Source organism: Streptomyces sp. NPDC019224, assembly GCF_040632605.1.
In the GTDB taxonomy this organism is placed as follows: Bacteria; Actinomycetota; Actinomycetes; order Streptomycetales; family Streptomycetaceae; genus Streptomyces.
The window spans coordinates 14,035-36,490 of sequence record NZ_JBEYCF010000062.1 but is presented as its reverse complement, the minus strand read 5'-3'; the positions used below and the strand labels follow the sequence as shown (position 1 = coordinate 36,490).

The window sequence follows — 22,456 nt, the reverse complement described above, 5'->3', positions numbered from 1 at the left end:
TTTGTTGGTCCCTTTTTTTGTTTCTCGCCCATTTTACACTTCTCGCTCCCCGGCCCGGGGGGGGGGGCCCCGGGCGCGCCGCCCCCCCGGCCCTCGCGTTCTCCCTACTGCGAAACGGTGGACTCGAACCAGGTGGGTCCGTCGGTCAGCGCCTGCTTGATCCTCAGCAGCGCGAACTCGGCCAGGTCCGGCAGCGCGTCGACGTGGAACCAGCCCACCTCCAGCGACTCGTCGTCGTTGACGCGGGCCGTGCCGCCGGTGGCGCGGCAGCGGAAGGTGATGTCGAGGAACTGGCAGCGGTCACCGTTGTCGTACTGGACCGGCGGCAGCGCCTGGGTGAGCACGACCCGCTCCGCCACGCAGCGCACGGCGGTCTCCTCGTACACCTCGCGCTCCGCCGTCGTCGCGGGCTGCTCGCCCGGCTCGGAGATGCCGCCGATCACGGACCACTCGCCGGTGTCGGCACGCCGGCCCAGGAGCACTCTGCCCTCGTCGTCGAAGACGACGGCGGTGACGCCGGGCAGCAGGAGCAACTGCTGCCCGGCGGTGGCACGGATCTCGCGGATGAAGTCAGGAATGGCCATGCGCTGACCCTACGCGGCGCGCCTCCCGTTCAGCGGACACGCCGGGCGCGCACCGCCCGCGCCCCCGCCCAGCCGAGCGCGCCGAGCGCGAGCAGGATCAGGACGCCCTCGGGCAGCGGCCCCATCCGGGTCGCCGGGGTCAGCGAGGAACGCAGCGGCACCTCGTCGACCAGGGCGTCGGGGGTGAACATCCTGGTCTTCTGCACCACCGTGCCGTCCGGGCGGATCACCGCGCTGACGCCGCTGGTGACGGGGACGACGACGGACCGGCTGTGCTCGACCGCGCGTACCCGGGACATCGCGAGCTGCTGGTAGGTCATCTCGCTGCGGCCGAAGGTGGCGTTGTTGCTGGGGACGGCGATCAGCTGGGCACCGTGCTCGACCGTGTCGCGTACGGCGTCGTCGAACGCGGCCTCGTAGCAGGTGACGAGCCCGGTGTAGGTGCCCCCGAGGTCGAAGACGCCCACCTTCTTCCCGGGGCCGAAGTCGCGCTGAACGCGGTCGACGTCCGAGCTGAAGATGCGTACGAAGGAGCGCATCGGCATGTACTCGCCGAACGGCTGGATGTGCCGCTTGTCGTACGTGGCGACGGGGCCCTTGTCCGGGTCCCACTGGATGAGGGTGTTGCGCAGGGGGCCCGAGTCGGGTTCGACGACCGCGCCGACGACGGTCGGGGCTCCGATCGCCTTGACGGCGTCGTCGATGACGATCCGCGCGTCCGGGTTGCGGTAGGGGTCGAGGTCGGAGGAGTTCTCCGGCCACAGGACGAGGTCCGGCTGCGGGACCTTGCCGGCCTTCACGTCCCGGGCGAGCTGCTCCGTGCGCTTCGCGTGGTTGTCCAGGACCGCGCGGCGCTGGGCGTTGAAGTCGAGGCCGAGGCGGGGGACGTTGCCCTGGATCGCGGCGACGGTCGCGGTGCCGTCCTCGGCCGAGTCGTCCACGAGGGGCAGCGCCGCGAAGGCCGCCGCCACCGGTACGAGGACGGCCGCCGCCGCCACGGCGGTGGCCCCGCGACGCAGTTCACCTGCGGTCCGGTAGCGGGCGAAGCGGCGTGCCGCCTCGAAGAGGCCGAAGCCGCAGAGGACCACGGCGAAGGAGAGCAGCGGGGTGCCGCCGAGCGCGGCGAGCGGCAGGAAGACGCCGTCCGCCTGGCCGAAGGCGATCTTGCCCCAGGGGAAGCCGCCGAACGGCACCCGGGCGCGGACCGCCTCGTCCAGCGTCCAGACCGCGGCCGCCCACAGCGGTCCGCCGGGCAGCCGGGAGACGGCGGAGATGCCGATGCAGCCGACCGCCACGAACAGGGCCTCGGCCGCGGCGAGGGCCAGCCACGGGACCGGGCCGACCTCCTCGCCGGTCCAGTGCAGCAGGGGCAGCATGAAGCCGAGCCCCGCGAGCAGCCCGAGCCCGAAGGCGGCGCGCGCCCTGCGCTCGAACAGCACCCAGCCGAGCAGGGCGAACCCGGGCAGAACCAGCCACCCCAGGGGGCGGGGCGGGAAGCTGAGGTACAGCATCACCCCGGAGAGGACGGCGGCCGCGGGCCGTGCGAGGCGTGTCGGAAAACCGCCTGTCCGGGGGGCTGGGGCGGGGCTCTGCGGTTCGCCGACCTGGGCGATGGTGGTGCTCACCCGGCGGAGTCTACGGTGGCCGGCGGGCCGCCGGGAGCCCCGTCCCGATGGCGGAATCCCGACCACCGCATCATTTCTCCGCATCTTCCGCCCATATGCCCGGCGTGGCCGTTAACCTGTGCGCCAGTCCCCCGCCGACGGGCCGGCTCCGGCTCTGGCGTACGGGACGGTCACAGGCCGGGGGACGGACGTGATGGCTGAATCAGCGGGGCGGGGGCCCGAGGGCCGGGCGTCGCGGGCCCGGCGGGACTTCGCGGACATGCCCGAGGACACACCCGCTTCCGATGCCGCCGGTGCCCTGATCCTCGCCGCCTGTGCGATCTGGTCGCTGATCAGCGCGGCGGGCCGTGAGACCAGGCCCGAGGGGGTGCTGCTGGCGCTGCTCGCCGTCGCGGCGGGCTTCGCCTGCGGGCGCATCTGCGGCACCCTGCTGCCGGTGGCCACCGCCGCGGGCGCCGCGCTGGTGGCCCTGCTCCTGGCCCTCGTCTGGCGGCACGGCATGCCGGGTGCGACGGCCGCCGCGGACCACGCGCCCGGCCAGGCCGGTGCCGCCGCCGCACTGCTGGTCCTCGCCGCCGGGTCTGCCTGCTGCGCGGCCGCGGGGGCCGCGAGGGGGCCGTTGCGTACGGCTCTGCGGCTGCTGGCCCTCGGGACGGCCGGGGCCTCGCTCGCGCTGGGCTCGGTGGCCGGGTGCGTGGCGGCGATCGGGGTGCTGATGTGCTCGCTGGCCGCCGCCAGGACGCGGCGCCGGCTGCTCGGGCTCACCGGTCTCGCGCTGGTGGCCGGGCTGATCGTCGGGGGCTCGTGGGCCGTGGCCGAGGAGGCGCTGCCCAAGGGGCTCACGGCCTCCCTGGAGAGTCGGCTCACCCGGAACCGGGTCGATCTGTGGCAGGACGCCGCGCGGCTGGCCGAGCGGCATCCGGTGCTCGGGATCGGCCCCGGCCGCTTCGACGAGCTGAGCCCGACCGCGCGGCAGAGCCTCGGTTCGGACGGGAAGCCGCACTCGGCGCCGTGGCAGCAGGCCGCCGAGCAGGGGGTCGTGGGGGTGGTGCTGCTGGGCGCGGCGTTCGGCTGGCTGCTGTACGCGCTGTGGCGCTCGCCGCGCCCCACGTCGGTGGTCCTGACGGCGGGGGCGGCGCTCACCGCGCTAGCCGCGCTGGCGAGTGTGGGCAACGCGCTGAGCTTCACCCCGGTGACCGCGGGCACGGGGCTGCTGGCCGGGCTGGCGTCCGCCAGGCGGCCCCTCGGGGCGGGCGGGGCGGGCGAGCCCGACGATCCACGCGGGGCGGGCGGGAAGTGCGGGGCGGGTGCCCCGGGCGGGACCGGCGCCTCGTGCGGGGCGGACGCGGCCTGCGGGACAGGCGCTACGTGCGGGGCCGGCGGGCCAGGGGACCCGGGCGCGCGGGCGGACGTCAGGCCCCGGCCGGGAAGCCCGAGGGCGGCAGATGCAGGCGGGCGCGGATGAACCGTACGCCCGCCTCGGCGTCGTCCACCGTGATGGTGAACGTGCGGCCGTCGCCGAGCCGCAGCACCAGCCCCTCGCCCCGGCGCACGACCACGGCCGTGCCCTTCTCGGGCCGCCATCGGTAGCCCCAGCCGCCCCACTGCCGGGGGGTCACGTAGGGGGCGAATTCGGCGGCCACCACATGGGTGAGCAGGATGCGGCGGCGCGGCAGCCCCATGTGGCCGCAGCGCACCTCAAGGGCATCGCCGTCGACGCGGACGGCCACGTTCACGAAGGCAAGGGTGCCGAACAGCATGAGCAGACCGGCGGCCACGCAGCCGATCACCGACATCAGCAGCGGGGCGATGCCCGAGGTCCAGGTGGAGCTGACCGCGAGCTGGATGCCCAGGGCCAGGCAGGCGGCGCCCAGGGCCGCAAGGACCCACTGGGTGCGATTGGTGGCCCGGCCGACCCAGACCTGCGAGTGGGTTCCGGTTCCGGTGTGCTTCGGTTCTCCGGGATGCTCCCTCATGCCGAGCAGCGTACTGAAGAACGGGCGCGCGGGGAGGGTCGAGAACGCTGCGGCGGGGCCGTCCGAAGGTCAGTGGACGGAGCCGACGGCGGCCAGCCCGCGCCCTTCCGGGTAGGCCAGAGCGGCCTGGGGCACTTCCGCGGCGCGTCCGCTGAGGATGACCGCGAGGGACGAGGAGGGTTGGGCCGACGGAGCGGGTTCCGCGCCGATCCGGCGCAGCGCCTGGGCCGCGACGGCGTCCGCTGACCCGTGCAGGACGACCGGGGGCCGGCCGGGCCTGCTGACGGCGTCGCGGATGCGCTCGGCGACGAGCTCGTAGTGGGTGCAGCCGAGGACGAGGGCCCGCACATCGGGCGGGGTGAGCGCGGCGGCGGCGGCCAGGGCCTTCTCGATGCCGGGCTCGTCCGCGTACTGCACCGCGTCGGCGAGTCCGGGGCAGGGCACCTCGGTGACGGCGGCGGATCCGGCGAAGTCACGGATCAGCCCGCGCTGGTAGGGGCTGCCGGTGGTGGCGGGGGTGGCCCAGATCGCGACCGAGCCGCCGGCCGCGGCGGCGGGCTTGATCGCCGGAACGGTGCCGATGACCGGGAGACCCGGCTCCAGCTCGGCCCGCAGCGTCTCCAGCGCGTGCACGGAAGCGGTGTTGCAGGCGATGATCAGTGCGTCGGGCCGGTGGGCCGCGGCGGCCCGGGCCACCGCGAGCGCGTGGGCGGTGACGTCCTCGGGTGTGCGGGGCCCCCAGGGCATTCCGTCGGGGTCGGAGGAGAGCACCAGATCGGCGTCCGGCCTCAGCCGGCGTACTGCGGCGGCGGCGGCGAGCAGTCCGATTCCGGAATCCATGAGCGCGATCTTCACCCGGTCACCATAGTCGACCGCCCTTGCGGTCCCCGCTCAGTGGTGCAGACTTCCGCCAATGAGCGCCGTTGCCTGGATCGCCGTGGTTTCGCTTGTCGCATGGGTGTGGCTGCTGCTGGGCCAGGGGTTCTTCTGGCGCACCGACCAGCGGCTGCCGAGCCGCGCGGACCCGGACCGCTGGCCCTCGGTCGCGATCGTCGTGCCCGCGCGCGACGAGGCCGCGATGCTGCCGGTCAGCCTGCCGTCGCTGCTGGCGCAGGACTATCCGGGGACCGCCGAGATCTTCCTGGTCGACGACTGCAGCAAGGACGGCACGGCGGACATCGCCCGCGCCCTGTCCGTGCGGCACGGCGGCCTGCCGGTGACCGTGGTCTCGCCAGGGGAGCCCGAGCCCGGGTGGACGGGCAAGCTCTGGGCCGTACGGCACGGGATGGCGCTGGCCCGTGCCAGGGACCCGGAGTACCTGCTGCTCACGGACGCCGACATCGCGCACGAGCCGGACAGCCTGCGGGAACTGGTGGCCGCCGCGGAGACGGGCGGCTTCGACCTGGTCTCGCAGATGGCGCGACTGCGGGTGGCGAGCGTCTGGGAACGGCTCGTCGTGCCGGCCTTCGTCTACTTCTTCTCGCAGCTCTATCCGTTCCGGTGGGTCAACCGGAAGGCCGGGCGGACGGCCGCCGCGGCGGGGGGCTGTGTGCTGCTGCGGACGGAGGCCGCGGTGCGGGCGGGGGTGCCCGGCTCGATCCGGCAGGCGGTGATCGACGATGTGTCGCTGGCCCGTGCGGTGCGGCGCTCGGGGGGCCGGATCTGGCTGGGGCTCGCGGACCGGGTGGACAGTGTGCGGCCTTATCCACGCCTGGCCGATCTGTGGCGGATGGTCTCGCGCAGCGCGTACGCCCAGCTGCGGCACAATCCGCTGGTGCTGCTGGGCACGGTGCTGGGACTGGCGCTGGTCTATCTCGCCCCGCCGGTGACGCTGGCCGCCGGCCTGCTGGGCGGAGACGCGATGGCGGCGTGGGCCGGCGGGCTGGCGTGGGCCGTCATGGCGGGGACGTACATGCCGATGCTCGGCTACTACCGGCAGTCGCTGTGGCCGGCCCCGCTGCTGCCGTTCACCGCGCTGCTGTATCTGCTGATGACCGTCGATTCGGCGGTGCGGCACTACCAGGGACGCGGTGCGGCCTGGAAGGGGCGTACGTACGCCCGTCCCGAGGCCGCACCGGATCAGTGACTCAGCGGCACCCGGGCGGGGTCACTTGCGGCCCGGGGTCCAGTTCATGCCCCAGCCGTAGGCGTGGTCGATGGTGCGCTGCGGACTGACGCCCCGCTGCGGCACCAGGTAGCGGGACTCGCGCTGCACGGTGAGGTCGCTCCCGGTGTTGGTGATGAGCGCGAGCGCGCAGACGGTGGACGGGACCGTGCACTCGTCCAGCGAGAAGTCGATCGGCGCGCCGTGCTGGGGCTGGAGGGTGACCGTGGCGTGCAGGTCGGCGAAGCTCCGGGCCCCCTCGTAGATGGTGACGAAGATCAGCACCCGGCGGAGCTGCGCCTTGTGGTCGAGGTTGATCGTCAGGTTCTCGCCGGTGTCGACGGCGCCGGTGCGGTCGTCGCCGTCGAGGTGGATGAAGGGCGGCTGGTGGAGTGCGCCGAAGGCGTTCCCGAGGGCCTGGACGACTCCCTTGCGGCCGTCGGTCAGTTCGTACAGGGCGCAGAGGTCGAGGTCGAGGTCCGAGTGGTGGGCCACTGCCCGGCCGAGCTTGCTGCCCCACCCCTTGAACTGCTTGCGCACCTCCCAGTTGAGGTTGACGCGCATGGCGCCCGATGTGCCGCCCTGCTTGGTGAGCGAGACGGACGGTGCTTCCTTCGTGAGCGTCACCTTGGTCAGCCGGACGGGCTGGATGACGGGCGGCGCCGGCGGAACCGGCGGGGCCGTCGGGGGCACCATCGGCGCGGCGAGCGTCGGCTGCGGGTACTGCGGAGGCGGCGGGGCGGCCGCGACCCGGGGGGCCGAGGGGGGCTGAGGTGCCGCGTGCGGCTGCTGGGGTTCGTCCACGGAGATCCCGAAGTCCGTGGCGAGCCCTTCGAGTCCGGAACCGTAGCCCTGGCCGACCGCGCGGAACTTCCAGGCGCCCTGGCGCCGGTAGAGCTCGCCGAGGATGAAGGCCGTCTCCACGGTGGCGTCGGAGCTGTCGAAGCGGGCCAGCTCGGCGCCGTTCACCGCGTCCAGGACCCGTACGTACAGCCCGCTCACCCGGCCGAACGTGCCGCCGTCCGCCGAAGCGGCCAGCACCACGCGGTCGATGGCCGGCTCCACCCGCGCCAGGTCGACGGCCAGGGTGTCGGTCGCCGCGCCGCCCGCGGTGCGCCTGCCCTCGTGACGCACCGAGCCGGAGGCGTGGGCCGGCTGGTTGTAGAAGATGAAGTCCCCGTCGTCGCGCACCTTGCCCGACGCGAGGAGAAGAAGCGCGGAGGCGTCCACATCCGGTGTCCCGGGGGCGGTGCGCCACCCCATTTCGACACGCACGGCCTGGGCCGCCACTGGGACATTGGTTCCCTTTTGCATGGTCATGCTCGCCCCCATCACGAGTCCGCTGCCGAGACCTTTCCGGCTCAACCTAATGCCGGCCCCGCCACGGGACCCGCAGGGGTACGGGTCCGGGCGCCCGGGCCCGTGGAGACGGCGCCCGCCCTCCCCGCTCCCGGTCGGGCAGCGGCGTCCTCCGGCGCGGGCTCGCCGTAGCGGATGACGCCGTCCTCGTCGAGAGGCGGGTGGAGGGCGCTCGGGTCCTGGGTGATGACGCCGGACGGCCGTTGGCTCTCCGGTTCGTCGGGCCCCGGCGCGGCAGGCGGCGGGTGCGGGCGTTCCGGTGCCGTGGGTCCCGGGGCCGGGCTTCGGCAGTCTCAGGGCCTCATGACCGCCCGGTGGGCGCGTTCACCGGAATAGCGCTCTGGAAATCGGTGAGTTCGAGCGATGCTCGAATGTCGGGGCCGGACGCGAAGTGCATCTTCTGGCGTACGCGTACGACGCGGCCCTGTTCGTCGACCCATGCCTCGGCGTCGACCGAGGTGGCGGGGCGGAGATTGCGGCCGACGGTCCGGTCCACCGATTCGATCTGCTTCGGAGTGAGGCGGCCCGACACGTGCAACGGTTCACTCCCCTGCTCCACCGAAGCGCTGTGAGCGAGCATGAGCCGCACGAACTGCGGAAGCCGGCCGACGGGTATGCCGCCCTTGGCCACCGCCGCGGGGAATTCCTGCCACGCGCCGCTCGTTCCGACCGCGCGCCGGTACACCGTCCGCCGGGTCATCACGACGTCCTCGGTGTACTGGTCGGTCGTGTCGGTCGTACGCCCGGTCAAGGGCGCGTTGAGGTTGATCCGCCCCTCCGTGAGCTGGAGCCGTTTCGCCCCGGAGCGGGTGACGGCTTCGAGGGCGGCCGAATAGGGCGTGCCGTCGGCTGCGGCCAGCCGTTCGCCCACCGTCTTGCGGTCGGTTTCGGGCCGCGCGGGCGAGTCCGGTGCGCATGCGGTGAGCACCAGTGCGGAGAGCACCGGAATGAGGGACGCGGTTCGACGGTGAATCAAGGGTGGATTCCTCTGGGCACAGGCGGGAAGACAAGGGGGTTTCAGCAGGTCGGACAGCCAGAGTGAGGGTAAATCCGATGAGCATAAAATTGGGACTCCCCAATCGGCACATCGTGGGCTTAACTTAGGTGTCATGACCTCCCCCCGCTCCACCTACGGTGGCGGCTACTACGCCGCGCCGTCGTTCCCCGACACTCCGATCTACGACTCCTTGGTCGCGGAGCGGGGCACCCCTCAGATCGCACCGATCCGAGTGCCTGCCGCGTACGACACCGGCAACAGCTACCTGCCGGCGCTCCCCGCGGCCCTGCCGGCTCTTCCCGCGGCGCCCTCCCAGCCCCAGCCCTCCTACGGCTACCCGCAGCCGGCGGCACAGCAGAGCTACGCGCCGATGCAGCCCCCACAGCTGCAGCACGCGCCGGCGCCCTACATCCCGCAGCAGCCGGCCGCCGGCCGCGGGATGTACCAGGCGCCCCCGCCGCAGCAGCAGCGGCCCGCGCCGAGCACGGGCTACGAGTCGATGCGCCCCGCGGCGCCGCGGCCGGCCCCCACGCAGTCCCCGTACGACGACCCGTACAGCCGGCCCCACCAGGGCGGCCGGGGCTACTAGACAAAGCGCGGCCCGGGGCGCGCTGCCTGGCAAAATGGGCGCATGCACCGTCCCGAGCTGAGCGCCGTCCGCATTCACCCGGTCAAGTCGCTGGCCGCGTACGCGGTGGGCGAGGCCGTCGTCGAGCCATGGGGACTCGACGGCGACCGCCGCTGGATGCTCGTCGACGCCGGGGGTACGGCCGTCACGCAGCGCCGGCTGGCCCGCATGGCGCTGGTCTCCGCCGTGCCCGCTCCGGACGGCGGTGTCACCCTGTCCGCACCGGGGAGGGCGGCACTGACCGTGGAGGTCCCGAAGCCGGGGGAAACGGTCGGGGCGCTGCTGCACGGGGACCGGGTCGAGGTGGTGGAGGCGGCTCCGGAGGCCCATGCCTGGCTCGGCGACCATCTCGGCGTACCGGTGCGGCTGGTCCATCTCGACGCCCCGGACCGGCGCAGGCACATCGACACGGGGTACGCGCGGCCGGGCGAGCCCGTCGGCCTCGCCGACGGCTTTCCCCTCCTGCTCACCACCGACGCCTCGCTCGACGCCCTGAACGCGCTCATCGCGCGCGGGGACCACCCCGGGGAGGGGCCCCTGCCGATGGACCGTTTCCGGCCCAATGTGGTGGTGGGCGGCACGGACGCCTGGGCGGAGGACGGCTGGAGCCGGATCGCGATCGGTGACGTGCCGTTCCGCGTCGTCAAACCCTGCGGCCGCTGTGTCATCACGACGACCGGCCAGGACACCGCCGAGCGAGGCAAGGAGCCCCTGCGCACGCTCGCCCGGTATCGCCGCGTCGGCAAGCAGCTGCTGTTCGGCCAGAATCTCATCCCCGACGCCCGGGGCGTCATCCGGCTCGGCGACCCGGTCCGCATACTCGGCTGAAGGCGCCGGAAGGCGCCGGGAACTCACGGCTGCGGGCCGCGCGTTGAGCACAGTGGGCCGCTTTTGCTGCGCGGCCCGGGACCTTTCGGCGGATCGGGGCCGAATACGGAAGGGGGTGCGGGACGGTGCGGGCGATGGCGGGTGTCTGGCGTTGGCGACACAACCCGCTGCGCCGGACGACGGACCGGTGCGAGGCGTGGCTGGCGCTGCTCGCGTTCCTCCTGCTGATGCTGGCTGCTCCGGCGCTCGGCTGGCTCTGCGGGGCCCGGACCGATACGGCGCTGCAGGCGTCGGTGCGCGCCCAGCGGGCCGAGCGTCACCTCACCACCGCCGTCGTGGTGCGCCGGGTGGCCGCCGCCCGTCTCCTCGCGGACCCTGAGATATCCACCGGCCGCATGACGCGGACCGAGGTGATCGCGCGGTGGCACGCGCCGGACGGCACCGCGCGCACCGCGGCGGTGACGGCCGCCTCGCGCGACGCGGAGCCCGGCGCGAGGGTCCGGATCTGGACCGACCGGGAAGGCGATCCGGCGCTGCGGCCGATGGACATGCCGACGGCGCACACGCATGCGGCGCTGGCCGGCTTCGGTGCCGCGATACTGGCCGCCCTGCTGATCGAGTGCGGCCGGCGCCTGATCATGCGGCGCATGACGCGACGGCGGTACGAACGGCTCGACCGGGCATGGGCAGCGGCAGGCCCGGACTGGGGCAGGACGGGCACCGGCAGCTAGTGGTACCGCCCTGTGAGGTGGGGGACGCGACCGGCGGGCGGGTGCCGGGACCTGCGCATCGGGGCAACTCCGGACCTCCGCGCGCGCTACGGTGGACCGGCCCGCCCGTCGCTCTCCGGCAGGCGGACCCCGGCTGGTCGCTGCCGCGAGGCCGGTGACACGGGCATCACACACGCACGAGGCGGGGGCACGACAGCGCCATGGCACAGGGCACGGTCCAGGTGACGCACACCGGCACATCGCGGTGGCGGCGCCGCACGGGCGAATACGCCTCCCTCTCCGCGGCGCTCGAAGCGGCGGCGGACGGTGATGTGCTCACCGTCGCGCCCGGCACCTACCGGGAGAACCTGGTCATCGCGCGGGCGGTGACGCTGCGCGGCCCCGAGGGGTCCGTCGGCTCCGTGCGCATCGCCCCCGCCGACGGGGTGCCGCTGACGCTGCGCGCCTCCGCCATCGTCCAGGACCTCCATGTGGAGGGTCAGGACTCGGCTGCCCCCGCCCTCCTCATCGAGGAGGGCGCGCCGGAGATAGCGGACGTGCGGATCGTGACCCGGTCGGCCGCGGGCGTCGAGGTGCGGGGCGCGGCCCGGCCCACGGTGCGCCGGTGCACCGTCGACAACCCGGCCGGCGTCGGCATCGCCGTACTCGACGGCGCGGGCGGGGTGTTCGAGGAGTGCGAGATCGTCTCGGCCGGTCAGTACGGGGTCGCCGTGCGCGACGGCGGGCACCCCCGGCTGGAACGCTGCCGGGTGCACCACGCGTCGGGTGCGGGCCTGTCCGTCACCGGCGAGGGCAGCGGCCTGGAGGCCCTGGGCTGCGAGGTGTACGAGATCAAGGGCAGCGGGCTTCAGGTGACCGCCCGCGCCGCCGCCCATCTCACCGACTGCACGGTGCACCGCACCTCGGCGGACGGCGTCACCCTGGACACCGACGCGGTTCTCACGCTGGCCGACTGCGACATCCACGACATCCCGGAGAACGCGGTGGACCTGCGTTCGCGGGCGGTGCTGACGCTGACCCGCTCGACGGTGCGCCGCTTCGGGCGCAACGGGCTCTCCGTGTGGGACCCCGGCACCCGGGTCGACGCCAACCAGTGCGAGATCCACGACAGTACGGGCGACTACCCGGCGGTCTGGGTCAGTGACGGGGCGACGGTGATACTGGATTCCTGCCGGGTCCACGACGTGCCGGACGCCCTGTTCGTCCTCGACCGGGGCTCGCGCGCCGATGTCGTGGACAGCGACCTCTCGCAGGTCCGCAACACCGCGGTCTCGGTCAGCGACGGCGCGACCGCGCAGCTCGACGACTGCCGCATCCGTGAGGCGTCGACCGGCGCCTGGTTCCGGGACCACGGAAGCGGCGGCACGCTGAACAACTGCACCGTCGACGCGGTGCAGACGGGTGTGATCGTCACGAAGGGCGCCGATCCGGTGATCGAACGGTGCACGGTGACCTCACCCGCCGAGGCCGGCTTCTACGTATCGGCCGAGGGCCGGGGGACGTTCAACGGCTGCCGGGTCACGGGGAGCGAGGGATACGGCTTCCATGTGATGGAGGGCTGCCGTACGGCCCTGACCCGGTGCCGCACCGAGCGGTGCGCCCGCGGCGGTTACGAGTTCCCCGACGGCACGGGCCGCGGGGACGGCGCGGGGAGCGGGCCGTCCGTGGAGGACTGCACGAGCGACGAGAGCGGGCTGCGGACGGCCGCTCCCCCGTCGGCCACCGTCCTGACGGCCGTGCAGTCGTCGCCCGGGCTGCTCGGTTCGGTGCCCGCGCCGCGCCCCGTGGAGGCTGTGCCGGCGGCACCGGCCGAGCCCGGGCGCACCTCCGGGGAGGTCCTGGGCGAGCTGGACGCGCTGGTCGGCCTGGACAGCGTCAAGCGGGAGGTGCGGGCTCTCACGGACATGATCGAGGTGGGGCGCAGGCGCCGGGAGGCGGGCCTCAAGGCCGCGTCGGTCCGCCGTCATCTCGTCTTCACCGGTTCCCCGGGCACCGGCAAGACCACGGTGGCACGGCTGTACGGCGAGATCCTGGCCGCGCTCGGGGTGCTGGAGCGGGGCCATCTCGTCGAGGTGTCCCGGGTCGACCTGGTCGGTGAGCACATCGGCTCGACCGCCATTCGTACGCAGGAGGCGTTCGACCGGGCGCGCGGCGGGGTGCTGTTCGTCGACGAGGCGTACGCGCTGTCGCCCGAGGACTCCGGCCGGGACTTCGGCCGGGAGGCGATCGACACGCTGGTGAAGCTGATGGAGGACCACCGGGAGGCGGTGGTCGTCATCGTCGCCGGGTACACCCGGGAGATGGAGCGGTTCCTGACCGTCAACCCCGGGGTGGCGTCCCGCTTCTCGCGGACCATCACGTTCAGCGACTACGAACCGGCCGAGCTGCTCAGGATCGTCGAGCAGCAGTCCCAGGAGCAGGAGTACAGCCTGGCGTCGGGCACCGGTGAGGCGCTGCTGAAGTACTTCACCGAGTTGCCCAAGGGGCCGGCCTTCGGCAACGGGCGCACCGCTCGCCAGACCTTCGAGTCGATGGTCGAGCGGCATGCCGGCCGGGTCGCCCAGCTCGCCGATCCGAGCAAGGACGATCTCACTCTGCTGTATCCGGAGGACCTCCCGGAACTGCCCTGAAGTCCTCGCGGACCGGGTCCGCCTGCTGGGGCAGGACGGGGCCGAGCCGTTCCAGGAGGGCGGCGCGTTCCTCGGCGAAGGCGGGGTCGGCCTGGTAGTCGGAGTGGCCGAGCACCGGTTCGGGCAGCGGGTGCTCCGGGGTCCGCCCGTAGACCAGCGGGTCCTTGAGCGGGCCCCGGTCGACCTCGGGGCCGGATTCCTCCCCGAGCCGGATCTCGCCGCCGATGGGGTCGGTGGCCCGCCACAGGTTGCGCCAGCAGTGCACGGAGCGGTGCAGCCCGTGGAGCCGGCCGGACCCGAAATAGGCCGGGAACCATCGGCCGTAGAGGCGTTCGATCGGCGATCCGTAGGTGAGCAGGGCGACTTGGGAGCGGGTGCGGGCGGGCAGCTGCCAGACCGCGGAGGCGGCCAGGACGCTGCCCTGGGAGTGACCGGAGATGACGAGGCGGCCCCGGGTGCGGCCGGTCCAGCCGGACATGCGGGAGGCCAGGTCGGGCACGGCGCGTTCCGCGTAGCAGGGCGGGGCGAAGGGGTGGGCGGCGCGCGGCCAGAACGTACCGACGTCCCACAGGATGCCGATCGTGCGCCGGGCGGCGGCGTCGCGGTAGGCCCGTCTGCCGCAGGCGACGAAGACGAGGAAGCCGAAGCCGATCAGCCAGGAACCGGTGGACTGCGCCGCTTCGGCCACCGATTCGAGGAACGGGGCGCTGCCGTCCAGCGCGAGTCCGGGCACCTCTCCGGTGACCCAGGCGCCGCCCACCGCAGCAGCGCCCAGGAGCAGGGTGGCACCGGAGACGAACCCCAGCATGCCGGGCGCCGAGTCGGTGAGCGCGGCGGTGGCCCGGATGCGGGCGATCCGCTTGGTCCGTGACGGGTCCGGGCACGGCTCGTCGTACTCCGCCTCGACCACTGGTTCGAGCCTGCGGGCGGTCAGCCAGGTCCGCACGCCGAGCACGGCGGCGGGCACCAGGAGCAGCACGAGGAGGACGGGGATGACGGACGCCTGCCAGCTGAGCAGCACCGGTGGTCCCGCTATGAAGGCGCTGCGCCCCATGCCGGGGCTGCCGGGGCCGTCGAGCCAGTCGGCGACGCGCTGGGCGACACCGCCGGTCATCACGCCGCCGAGCGCGCAGGCGAGCATCGCGACGGCCGGTCCGCCGAGGCCGCGCAGGACGGTGCGCGGCTCCGGGCAGCGCCGGTACAGGTCGAGGGAGACCGCTGCGAGGACGACGACCAGGACACCCTGGGCGAGGGTGACCACCCGGAACGCGACGTCGCCGGGGAGCGTTCCGGAGGAGGTCCAGCCGGGACGTGACCAGGCGGCGTGCACGGCGGCGAGGACGAGGAGGGCCAGCGCGGCACCGGGCAGCCAGGTGATGACGGCGCGGTCGAGCCGGTTGTCGAGGCGCCGTTCGCTGCGGCCCCGGCGGCAGACCACCCGGAGCACGACGATCAGCCCGACGGCGAGAGCCCCCTCGATGAGCCGGCCGAGGACCGGGGCGACCGGTCCGGTGACGGCGCGGTCGTGGCGGGCGGCGGCCTCGGTGAGGGAGGCGGTGACGGTGAGGAGGCCGGCGGCGGTGTGGGCGGCGCGCAGCCGGGCCACGAGGCGGCGCCCGTACCAGAATCCGGGCCGTCCGAGCGCGGGCCGCGCGGGGGCCGGCGCCGTGTCCGTGCCGGGGGCGGGGTCGTCCTCGTCGTCCGCGTCCGCCCCGGTCAGCGGCCGCTGGGACTCGTAGGCGCTCCAGGTGCGGTTGGACAGGAACCAGAGCAGCCCGACCAGCGCGGTCGGCACCACGGCGGCCAGGGCGAGGCGGCGGCCGGGCTGGGACCACCAGCCGCCCTGCTCGGCGGAGAGGAAGCCCAGCCAGGAGCGCCGGCCGGAACAGTCCGGCACGCCCGCGCACTGCCAGGCGGTGAGGTCGAGGGCGACCTCGCAGGCGGCGGCGGTCAGCAGCACGGTGAGGCTGAGCGCGATGAGCCGCACGAGAACGCCGTACAGCCGGATCGCGTGGGGGCGCCCCCGGGCGGTGGGGCGCATCCAGTGGGCGAGGTTGATCACCATGAACGGGAGCAGTAGCAGCCACAGCGCGCGGGAGCCGTTGCCGGAGGTGAGGTTGGACCAGCAGTACGCCTCGGCGATGGGCTTCTCCCGGTACCGTTCGGGATGCTGTTCGGCGTCGACGTCGGCGGAGCGCCGGTGGATGGCCGCGGTGGTGTCGCCGGTGACGCGGACCGTGCGCGGGTCGACGAGCATCTCCTGGGGGGTGGTCCCGCCCACCCCGTGGACCAGTAACTCCAGCGCGGGGCCGGTGCTGCGCGGGGCATGGGTGGGAGGGGACACATGCGTCTCGCTCTCGCAGGGGGAAGGCGGCTGATGCCCGGTCACCGCGGTCGCGGACGGGCGCCGGTGGCCACATCGTTCCCAGGGAATCTCCCCCGGACGACGGCCCGCGACACCGCGTGGCAGGATGACTGCGTCGATACGGACTCCTGTACGGCCAGAGGGAAGGGCAAGGCCCGGCGTTGAGCGAGAATCAGAATCTGCTCGCGGAGCAGCGGCGTGCGCTGATCCTCGACGAGGTGCGCCGACGGGGCGGGGTGCGGGTCAACGAGCTCACCCGGAAGCTGAACGTCTCCGACATGACCGTCCGTCGTGATCTGGACGCGCTGGCCCGGCAGGGTGTGATCGAGAAGGTGCACGGCGGTGCCGTGCCGGTGGTCGAGGCGAGCACGCACGAACCCGGTTTCGAGGCGAAGTCGGCGCTGGAGCTCACCGCCAAGGAGGACATCGCCCGGGCTGCCGCCGCGATGGCCGTGCCCGGCAGCGCGATCGCCCTGTCCGGGGGCACCACGACGTACGCGCTGGCCCAGCATCTGCTGGACGTGCCGGACCTGACGGTCGTGACGAATTCGGTGCGGGTCGCGGATGTGTTCCACGCGGCGCAGCGGCCCGGTGCGCCGGGCGGCCGGCCGGGGGCGGCCACGGTCGTCCTCACCGGCGGAGTGCGTACGCCGTCGGACTCGCTGGTCGGCCCGGTCGCCGACCGGACGATCGCCATGCTCCACTTCGACGTGCTGTTCCTCGGGGTCCATGGGATCTCGGTGGAAGGGGGGCTGTCCACGCCGAACCTCGCGGAGGCGGAGACGAACCGCCGGTTCGTGCGGTCGGCGCGGCGGGTGGTGGTGGTCGCCGACCACACCAAGTGGGGCACGGTCGGTCTCAGCTCGTTCGCCACGCTGGACCAGGTGAGCACGCTCATCACGGACGCCGGCCTGCCGGCGGGCGCGCGGGCGGAGATGGAGGAACATCTGCCCGGCCTGCTGGTGGCCGGCGGGAGCGGCGGACACGCCGGCGGCTGAGGGTTCCGCTCCGCTCGCGGCAGGGCTGTCACGGCCTAGGATCATGCTGTGGCCGTCTTCCGGATCGAGCGTTTCTCCCCGTTGCCCGCAGCCGAGTCCTGGCGCCGGGTGACGGACTGGGAACGGCATGCCGCTCATGTGCCGCTGACCAGGATCACGGTGCCGGCGGGGCTGCCGGCCCGGGTCGGGACGGTCTTCGTGGCGCGTACCGGAGTGGGGCCGCTGGCGTTCGACGATCCGATGGAAGTGGTCCGGTGGTCGCCGCCTGCCGGGAGCCGGGCGGGGATGTGCCGGCTGGAGAAACGCGGCCGGATGGTACTGGGCCGGGCGTCGATCGATGTGTATCCGAACCGGGCCGGCTCCCATGTGGTGTGGGTGGAGGAAGTGTGCGTGCGGCTGCTGCCGCGCTGGGCCGACCCGGTGATCGCCGGTGCGGGCAGGCGGGTGTTCGGCCGGGTGCTCGACGCCGTGCTGGACCAGCCGGCACGGCGGTACGACTGAGGCAGCGACCGTGCGTGGCCGGGGCGGCCGCCACATGTCCGGTACGCCTGCGGCCGGCTGACGGTACGCCGGGTATGTCGTCCGCCCGGCACCGACCGCTGCCGTGGAGGGGGGTGGGGGGAAGCGCCGGCCCGGCCACCGGTGTCAGGCCTCCGGCCAGCTGCCGGTGGCGAGGAAGTGGTCGATGCTCCGGGTGTACGGGGCGATGTCCAGGCCCTGCGCGGCCAGCCAGGAGTCGGAGTAGTACTTGTCGAGGTAGCGGTCGCCGGAGTCGCAGATCAGGGTGACGACACTGCCCTTGGCGCCCTGGCCGACCATTTCGGCGACCAGTTTGAACGCGCTCCACAGCCCGGTGCCGGTGGAGCCGCCCGCCTTGCGTCCGATGGCCCGTTCCAGGGCACGCACGGCCGCGACGCTCGCCGCGTCCGGGACCTTCATCATCCGGTCGATGGCCCCGGGCACGAAGCTCGGTTCCATGCGCGGCCGGCCGATGCCCTCGATGCGGGAGCCGCAGTCACTGGTGGCGTGCGGGTCGTGGCGGGTCCAGCCGTCGAAGAAGCAGGAGTTCTCCGGATCGGGCACACAGATCCTGGTGTCGTGCTGCATGTAGTGCACGTAGCGCGCGATGGTCGCCGAGGTGCCGCCGGTCCCGGCGGTGGCGACGATCCAGGTGGGCTCCGGATACCGTTCGAGCCTCAACTGCTGGTAGACGGACTCCGCGATGTTGTTGTTCCCCCGCCAGTCGGTGGCCCGCTCGGCGTAGGTGAACTGGTCCATGTAGTGGCCGCCGGTCTCCGCTGCGAGCCGCGCCGACTCCTCGTACATCCGGCGCGGGTCGTCGACGAAGTGACAGCGCCCGCCGTGGAATTCGATGAGCCGGCACTTCTCCGGGCTGGTGGTGCGGGGCATCACGGCGATGAACGGCACCCCGATCAGTTTGGCGAAGTACGCCTCCGACACGGCGGTCGAACCGCTCGACGCCTCGATGACCGGTTTGCCGGGCCGGATCCAGCCGTTGCAGAGCCCGTACAGGAAGAGCGAACGCGCCAGCCGGTGCTTGAGGCTGCCGGTGGGGTGGGTCGACTCGTCCTTGAGGTAGAGGTCGATGCCCCAGCTCCCGGGCAGCGGGAAGAGCAGCAGATGGGTGTCGGCCGAGCGGTTGGCGTCGGCCTGGACCTTGCGGACGGCCTCCTTGAGCCAGGCACGGTAGGCCGGGTCGGAACGGTCGATGTCGACGGTCGCCGCGGCTGCGCCGCCGTGCCCGTGCTCACTGGTGTCCATCTGCGCGCTTCTCCCTCGTACGACCGGTCTCGGCGGGGCCCACGATATGCCCCCCACCTGCACAAACGTTGACTTTGACAGTCCATAGCGCTGCCTTGGTGTCGCGTCCGGGCACCGGCGCGGCCATGCGGCCCGAATGCGCCGTTCACGTACGTTCCCGCTCTGGTGCGCACGCCCCGGGATGGGCACACTTCGTCTCAGAGGCATGTCGAAGGGGGCGAAGGGGCCATGTCGGAAACGGAGTTCAGCGCGACGGGCGTGACGGAGTTCAGCGCGACCGGCGTACGCATCGACCGGTGGGCGCGCTCGGTCACCAGGGCGGGGCAGGTGACCGTGAAGGACGGCCGGGTGGCCCTCCTGACGAGTTACGGGCGGGAAATCGACAGCGCGCCGGTGGGCACGGTGAGCGCGGGCAGAGCGTGGTTCGCGGGGGCGGACGCCGCGGTGGCGCGGGTCAACGGGACGAGGTACCGGCTGACGATGCGGCGGCCGGACGGAAAACCCGGTGACGCGACGCCCTCGCACCAGTTCCTGGAGGCGCTGTACAGCGCGGGAGGGCGGCGGACCTGAGGGTGCGAGGTGGGGGCACCGCGAGTTGCGGAGCCGTACGCCCTGAGCGACATTGGAGTCACGTCACTCATGGTGTACCGGCGGTGACACTGTGATCCAGGCCGCCGGCCCGGACTCAGCAGCAAGCCATGTGCTGGATCCGTCCCTTCGTCTTCTTCCGGACCTATTTCGGGGAGTCGCAGCCGTGATCAGCGAGCCAAGCAGGCACTGCACGGTGGAGCTCCAGGCCCTGCCGTCGCGGATCGGTCAGGTCCGCAGAATCATCTCGGCGCAACTGCGCTACTGGCATCTCGATTCCCTGATCGACCAGACAGCGCTGGGCGTCACCGAGCTCCTCACCAACGTCCACCGGCACGCGCAGCCGGACAAGTCATGCACCGTCGAGATGGAGTTGCTGCTCGAACGGCTCACGGTGTCCGTCCACGACCACGATCCACGGCTGCCGACCGTGCGCGAGGCCGACGACTCCAGCACGTCGGGGCGCGGGCTCGCACTGATCGCCGCGGTCAGCCAGAGCTGGGGCGTCTGCCCCCGGGGCGGGGCGGGAAAGGTCGTGTGGTTCACGCTTCCCACCCCCGCCCCCCTCACCCGGCCGTCGCGCATGGTGTACGGGGCGACGACCGACGGGCCGTTCGACCTGAGCGGGCTGAAGCATCTGGAGGGTTCACCGCCCTCGACGGCACGGTCGGCCGCGGTGGGCTGACACCGCAGGAGCGGGGCATCCCCCAGGGGTGCCCCGCTTCCGTGCGCGCGGCAGCGAACCCCATTCTGTACCTACTAGTATGTACACTTCTCGTATGAGCACTCAGGAGCGTCTGATCGAAGCCACTCGGGAACTCCTGTGGGAGCGCGGTTACGTGGGCACGAGCCCCAAGGCCATCCAGCAGCATGCCGCGGTGGGCCAGGGCAGCATGTACCACCACTTCACCGGCAAGCCGGACCTGGCCCTCACCGCCATCCGCCGTACGGCCGACGAGATGCAGGAGACCGCGGGACGGGCGCTCGACGCGCCCGGCTCGGCGTACGAGCGGATCTCGGCCTACCTGCTGCGCGAGCGCGACGTGCTGCGCGGCTGCCCGGTGGGGCGGCTGACGATGGACCCGGAGATCATCGCGAGCGACGAGCTGCGGGAGCCGGTGGACGAGACGATCACCTGGCTGCGAGGCAGGCTCGCCGCCATCGTCCGGGAGGGCGTCGAGGGGGGCGAGTTCGCTCCCGGACTCGTGCCCGAGGACATCGCGGCGTCGATCGTCGCGACGGTGCAGGGCGGCTATGTGCTGGCCCGCGCCGTGGGATCGACGGACGCCTTCGACGCGGGCGTCCGCGGGCTGCTCGCCCTCCTCACCCCGCCCGCCTGACCCACCACCCCCTTCAGGAGCAGCCGCACATGCGTATCACCAGGAACCACCCCGACACCCGGCCCGGCCCGTCCGCCCACTTCAACGGCACCGTGTGGCTCGACGAACTGGCCGCCCCCGAACCGCCCTCCCGGCTGCGGATGTTCAGCGTGCACTTCGCACCGGGCGGCCACACCTCCTGGCACACCCACCCGCACGGCCAGGTCCTGCACGTCACCGAGGGCGAGGGCCTGGCGCAGCGCAGGGGCGGCCCGGTCGAGACGATCCGGGCGGGCGACACCCTATGGATCGAGCCGGACGAGTGGCACTGGCACGGGGCGTCGCCGCGCACGTTCATGACTCATCTGGCCGTCGTCGAGGCCACCGAGGACGGCAGCACGACCCACTGGCACACCGACGCCCGCGTCGCCGGCTACCCGGCATCCTGAGGAGCCCTTCGTTGCACGCCATGCAGTACGAGATCACCCTGCCCGCCGACTACGACATGGGCGTCATCCGCCACCGGGTCGCCACCAGGGGCCACCTCCTGGACGACTTCCCCGGACTCGGGCTCAAGGCGTATCTGATACGTGAGCGGGGCGAGGCCTCCCCGGTCAACCAGTACGCCCCGTTCTACCTGTGGACCCGGCCCGAGGGCATGAACGCCTTCCTGTGGGGCGCCGGATTCCAGGGCGTGGTCCAGGACTTCGGCCGGCCCGTGGTGCGGCACTGGACCGGCCTTTCGTACGAGCGGGGCCCCGCGAGGGGCGCGCTCCCCCGCACGGCCACCCGCCACCGCTCGCCCGTGCCCTCGTCGGTCGCCCCGGCGGACGCGGTGGAGGCCGCGCTGGAGGAGAGCCGGCGGCTCGCCGAGGCCCCCGGCGTGGTCGCCACGGCGCTGGCGGCCGATCCCCGCCACTGGGAACTCCTCCGCTTCACGCTCTGGGACCACCCCGCCCCGAAGGCGCCGGGCGAGCGCTACCAGGTGCTCCACCTGAGCAGCCCCGAGCAGGGCCGGCTCGGGGAGGGACGCCAGTGGTAGCGGCGGTCCGCACCGTCCTCGGCGACATCCCGCCCGGCGCACTGGGGGTCTGCGACGCCCACGACCACCTCTTCCTGCGCAGTCCCGTGCTGCCGGGCCAGGAGCTGGACGACCCCGGGGCGGCGGCCGAGCGGCTGCGGGCCTTCCACGCGTCGGGCGGCCGGGCGGTGGTGCAGTGGACACCGCACGGCATGGGCCGCGGAGCGGACGCGCTGGCGGAGCTGTCCCGCGCGACGGGCACGCATGTGGTGGCTGCGACGGGGCTGCACCAGGCGGCGCACTACCCGCCGGAACTGCTGGACCGGATCAGGGAGGATCTCGCCGCGCTGTTCGTGGCCGAGCTGACCGAGGGCATCGGCTCCACGGGGGTGCGGGCCGGTCTGATCAAGGTGGCCGGCGCCTTCCACGCCGTGGACGCGCACGCCCGGCTCACCATGACCGCGGCGGCCGAGGCCCATCACCGCACGGGGGCGCCGATCGCCGTCCACCTGGAGCTGGGCACTGCCGCACTCGACGTCCTGGAGCTGCTGTGCGGGGAGTTGGACGTCCCCCCGCACCGGGTGATCCTCGGCCATCTCGGCCGCTCTCCGGACGGTGCGGCCCAGCTGGAGGCGGCGCGGGCGGGAGCGTTCCTGGCGTTCGACGGGCCCTCGCGGGCCCACCACGCGACGGACTGGCGGCTGCCCGGGGAGCTGGCGGAGCTGGCCGGCGCCGGGTTCGGCGGGCAGTTGCTGCTGGGCGGTGACACCACGGTGCCGGAGACGCCCGGTATGCCGTATCTGCTGCGCCGCCTGCGGCCCCGGCTGCAGAAGGCGCTGGGCGCCGACGCGATGGAGGCGGTGCTGGTCGGCAACCCGGCGCGGGCGTTCGCGTTCGCGGCTCCGGCGCGGGGCGCTTGAG

General features: G+C 73.3%; 21 protein-coding genes and 1 pseudogene. 14 read left to right on the top strand and 8 right to left on the bottom strand.

Features of this window, described 5'->3' with window-relative positions:
• Positions 1–104 precede the first annotated feature (104 nt).
• Together ABZ564_RS28975 and lnt are read right to left on the bottom strand one after the other, a co-directional pair.
• A complete protein-coding gene (locus ABZ564_RS28975) occupies positions 105–584 on the bottom strand; it encodes an NUDIX domain-containing protein (RefSeq protein WP_360862081.1) in 480 nt (159 codons plus the stop codon).
• Between the two features lie 29 nt (positions 585–613).
• Positions 614–2,209, bottom strand: coding sequence for an apolipoprotein N-acyltransferase (gene lnt / locus ABZ564_RS28970; protein WP_360862080.1), 1,596 nt, complete (start codon positions 2,207–2,209; stop codon positions 614–616).
• Positions 2,210–2,468: 259 nt separating this feature from the next.
• Here lnt and ABZ564_RS28965 point away from each other — a divergent pair, with 259 nt between their 5' ends.
• Positions 2,469–3,674: an O-antigen ligase family protein gene (locus ABZ564_RS28965; protein ID WP_360862082.1), complete on the top strand. Its 1,206-nt coding sequence runs from the start codon at positions 2,469–2,471 to the stop codon at positions 3,672–3,674.
• Here the strand turns inward: ABZ564_RS28965 and ABZ564_RS28960 are convergent.
• Together ABZ564_RS28960 and ABZ564_RS28955 are read right to left on the bottom strand one after the other, a co-directional pair.
• Positions 3,622–4,185: a hypothetical protein gene (locus tag ABZ564_RS28960; RefSeq protein ID WP_360862079.1), complete on the bottom strand. Its 564-nt coding sequence runs from the start codon at positions 4,183–4,185 to the stop codon at positions 3,622–3,624. The two genes, ABZ564_RS28965 and ABZ564_RS28960, sit on opposite strands and share 53 nt — an antisense overlap.
• 69 nt (positions 4,186–4,254) lie before the next feature.
• Positions 4,255–5,040: an aspartate/glutamate racemase family protein gene (locus tag ABZ564_RS28955; RefSeq protein WP_360862078.1), complete on the bottom strand. Its 786-nt coding sequence runs from the start codon at positions 5,038–5,040 to the stop codon at positions 4,255–4,257.
• Between the two features lie 58 nt (positions 5,041–5,098).
• On the opposite strand from ABZ564_RS28955, the gene ABZ564_RS28950 reads away from it, so the two are divergent.
• A complete protein-coding gene (locus ABZ564_RS28950) occupies positions 5,099–6,271 on the top strand; it encodes a glycosyltransferase (RefSeq protein WP_360862077.1) in 1,173 nt (390 codons plus the stop codon).
• Between the two features lie 21 nt (positions 6,272–6,292).
• Here the strand turns inward: ABZ564_RS28950 and ABZ564_RS28945 are convergent, their stop codons facing one another.
• Positions 6,293–7,621, bottom strand: a complete 1,329-nt coding sequence (locus tag ABZ564_RS28945; RefSeq protein ID WP_360862076.1) for a TerD family protein — start codon at positions 7,619–7,621, stop codon at positions 6,293–6,295.
• Between the two features lie 328 nt (positions 7,622–7,949).
• Positions 7,950–8,624 carry a hypothetical protein gene (locus ABZ564_RS28940; protein ID WP_360862075.1) on the bottom strand — a complete coding sequence of 225 codons (675 nt, stop codon included), beginning with the start codon at positions 8,622–8,624 and terminating at the stop codon, positions 7,950–7,952.
• Positions 8,625–8,757: 133 nt separating this feature from the next.
• Between ABZ564_RS28940 and ABZ564_RS28935 the strand changes: the two genes are divergently transcribed.
• The 4 genes from ABZ564_RS28935 (at position 8,758) to ABZ564_RS28920 (ending at position 13,462) form a co-directional block, all read left to right on the top strand.
• Complete coding sequence (locus ABZ564_RS28935) at positions 8,758–9,234, top strand: DUF6643 family protein (RefSeq protein ID WP_360862074.1); 477 nt, start codon at positions 8,758–8,760, stop codon at positions 9,232–9,234.
• A gap of 42 nt (positions 9,235–9,276) precedes the next feature.
• Positions 9,277–10,101 carry an MOSC N-terminal beta barrel domain-containing protein gene (locus ABZ564_RS28930; RefSeq protein WP_360862073.1) on the top strand — a complete coding sequence of 275 codons (825 nt, stop codon included), beginning with the start codon at positions 9,277–9,279 and terminating at the stop codon, positions 10,099–10,101.
• Between the two features lie 134 nt (positions 10,102–10,235).
• Positions 10,236–10,832 (top strand): hypothetical protein, encoded by a 597-nt coding sequence (locus ABZ564_RS28925; protein WP_360862071.1) that lies wholly within the window; start codon positions 10,236–10,238, stop codon positions 10,830–10,832.
• A 200-nt stretch (positions 10,833–11,032) separates the two neighbouring features.
• Entirely contained in the window at positions 11,033–13,462 is a 2,430-nt protein-coding gene (locus tag ABZ564_RS28920; RefSeq protein WP_360862069.1) for a right-handed parallel beta-helix repeat-containing protein, read from the top strand.
• Here the strand turns inward: ABZ564_RS28920 and ABZ564_RS28915 are convergent.
• Positions 13,435–15,719: pseudogene (locus ABZ564_RS28915) on the bottom strand (hypothetical protein); the annotation flags it as partial. The gene ABZ564_RS28920 and the pseudogene ABZ564_RS28915 overlap by 28 nt on opposite strands.
• Positions 15,720–15,988: 269 nt before the next feature.
• Between ABZ564_RS28915 and ABZ564_RS28910 the strand changes: the two are divergent.
• Positions 15,989–16,825, top strand: coding sequence for a DeoR/GlpR family DNA-binding transcription regulator (locus ABZ564_RS28910; protein WP_360862067.1), 837 nt, complete (start codon positions 15,989–15,991; stop codon positions 16,823–16,825).
• A 48-nt stretch (positions 16,826–16,873) separates the two neighbouring features.
• Entirely contained in the window at positions 16,874–17,326 is a 453-nt protein-coding gene (locus ABZ564_RS28905) for an SRPBCC family protein (RefSeq protein WP_360862065.1), read from the top strand.
• A 144-nt stretch (positions 17,327–17,470) separates the two neighbouring features.
• Here the strand turns inward: ABZ564_RS28905 and ABZ564_RS28900 are convergent, their stop codons facing one another.
• Complete coding sequence (locus ABZ564_RS28900) at positions 17,471–18,607, bottom strand: PLP-dependent cysteine synthase family protein (protein WP_360862063.1); 1,137 nt, start codon at positions 18,605–18,607, stop codon at positions 17,471–17,473.
• A gap of 228 nt (positions 18,608–18,835) precedes the next feature.
• On the opposite strand from ABZ564_RS28900, the gene ABZ564_RS28895 reads away from it, so the two are divergent.
• From ABZ564_RS28895 to ABZ564_RS28870, 6 genes are all read left to right on the top strand, one after another.
• Positions 18,836–19,177, top strand: a complete 342-nt coding sequence (locus ABZ564_RS28895) for a hypothetical protein (protein ID WP_360862061.1) — start codon at positions 18,836–18,838, stop codon at positions 19,175–19,177.
• Positions 19,178–19,361: 184 nt separating this feature from the next.
• Positions 19,362–19,880 (top strand): ATP-binding protein, encoded by a 519-nt coding sequence (locus tag ABZ564_RS28890; protein ID WP_360862059.1) that lies wholly within the window; start codon positions 19,362–19,364, stop codon positions 19,878–19,880.
• Positions 19,881–19,974: 94 nt separating this feature from the next.
• Entirely contained in the window at positions 19,975–20,535 is a 561-nt protein-coding gene (locus tag ABZ564_RS28885; protein WP_360862057.1) for a TetR/AcrR family transcriptional regulator, read from the top strand.
• Between the two features lie 29 nt (positions 20,536–20,564).
• Entirely contained in the window at positions 20,565–20,963 is a 399-nt protein-coding gene (locus ABZ564_RS28880) for a cupin domain-containing protein (RefSeq protein WP_360862055.1), read from the top strand.
• A gap of 11 nt (positions 20,964–20,974) precedes the next feature.
• Positions 20,975–21,556 (top strand): DUF4865 family protein, encoded by a 582-nt coding sequence (locus tag ABZ564_RS28875; protein ID WP_360862053.1) that lies wholly within the window; start codon positions 20,975–20,977, stop codon positions 21,554–21,556.
• Positions 21,550–22,455, top strand: coding sequence for an amidohydrolase family protein (locus ABZ564_RS28870; RefSeq protein WP_360862051.1), 906 nt, complete (start codon positions 21,550–21,552; stop codon positions 22,453–22,455). The genes ABZ564_RS28875 and ABZ564_RS28870 overlap by 7 nt, the downstream gene beginning before the upstream one ends.
• The last annotated feature ends 1 nt before the right edge of the window (position 22,456 follow it).

Excerpts from the sequence above, each read along its gene's own strand:
- ABZ564_RS28975 (WP_360862081.1), bottom strand. The coding sequence starts at position 584 with ATGGCCATTCCTGACTTCATCCGCGAGATCCGTGCCACCGCCGGGCAG.
- ABZ564_RS28965 (WP_360862082.1), top strand. The coding sequence starts at position 2,469 with ATGCCCGAGGACACACCCGCTTCCGATGCCGCCGGTGCCCTGATCCTC.
- ABZ564_RS28960 (WP_360862079.1), bottom strand. The coding sequence starts at position 4,185 with ATGAGGGAGCATCCCGGAGAACCGAAGCACACCGGAACCGGAACCCAC.
- ABZ564_RS28950 (WP_360862077.1), top strand. The coding sequence starts at position 5,099 with ATGAGCGCCGTTGCCTGGATCGCCGTGGTTTCGCTTGTCGCATGGGTG.
- ABZ564_RS28945 (WP_360862076.1), bottom strand. The coding sequence starts at position 7,621 with ATGGGGGCGAGCATGACCATGCAAAAGGGAACCAATGTCCCAGTGGCG.
- ABZ564_RS28935 (WP_360862074.1), top strand. The coding sequence starts at position 8,758 with ATGACCTCCCCCCGCTCCACCTACGGTGGCGGCTACTACGCCGCGCCG.
- ABZ564_RS28930 (WP_360862073.1), top strand. The coding sequence starts at position 9,277 with ATGCACCGTCCCGAGCTGAGCGCCGTCCGCATTCACCCGGTCAAGTCG.
- ABZ564_RS28925 (WP_360862071.1), top strand. The coding sequence starts at position 10,236 with ATGGCGGGTGTCTGGCGTTGGCGACACAACCCGCTGCGCCGGACGACG.
- ABZ564_RS28920 (WP_360862069.1), top strand. The coding sequence starts at position 11,033 with ATGGCACAGGGCACGGTCCAGGTGACGCACACCGGCACATCGCGGTGG.
- ABZ564_RS28900 (WP_360862063.1), bottom strand. The coding sequence starts at position 18,607 with ATGGACACCAGTGAGCACGGGCACGGCGGCGCAGCCGCGGCGACCGTC.
- ABZ564_RS28895 (WP_360862061.1), top strand. The coding sequence starts at position 18,836 with ATGTCGGAAACGGAGTTCAGCGCGACGGGCGTGACGGAGTTCAGCGCG.
- ABZ564_RS28885 (WP_360862057.1), top strand. The coding sequence starts at position 19,975 with ATGAGCACTCAGGAGCGTCTGATCGAAGCCACTCGGGAACTCCTGTGG.
- ABZ564_RS28880 (WP_360862055.1), top strand. The coding sequence starts at position 20,565 with ATGCGTATCACCAGGAACCACCCCGACACCCGGCCCGGCCCGTCCGCC.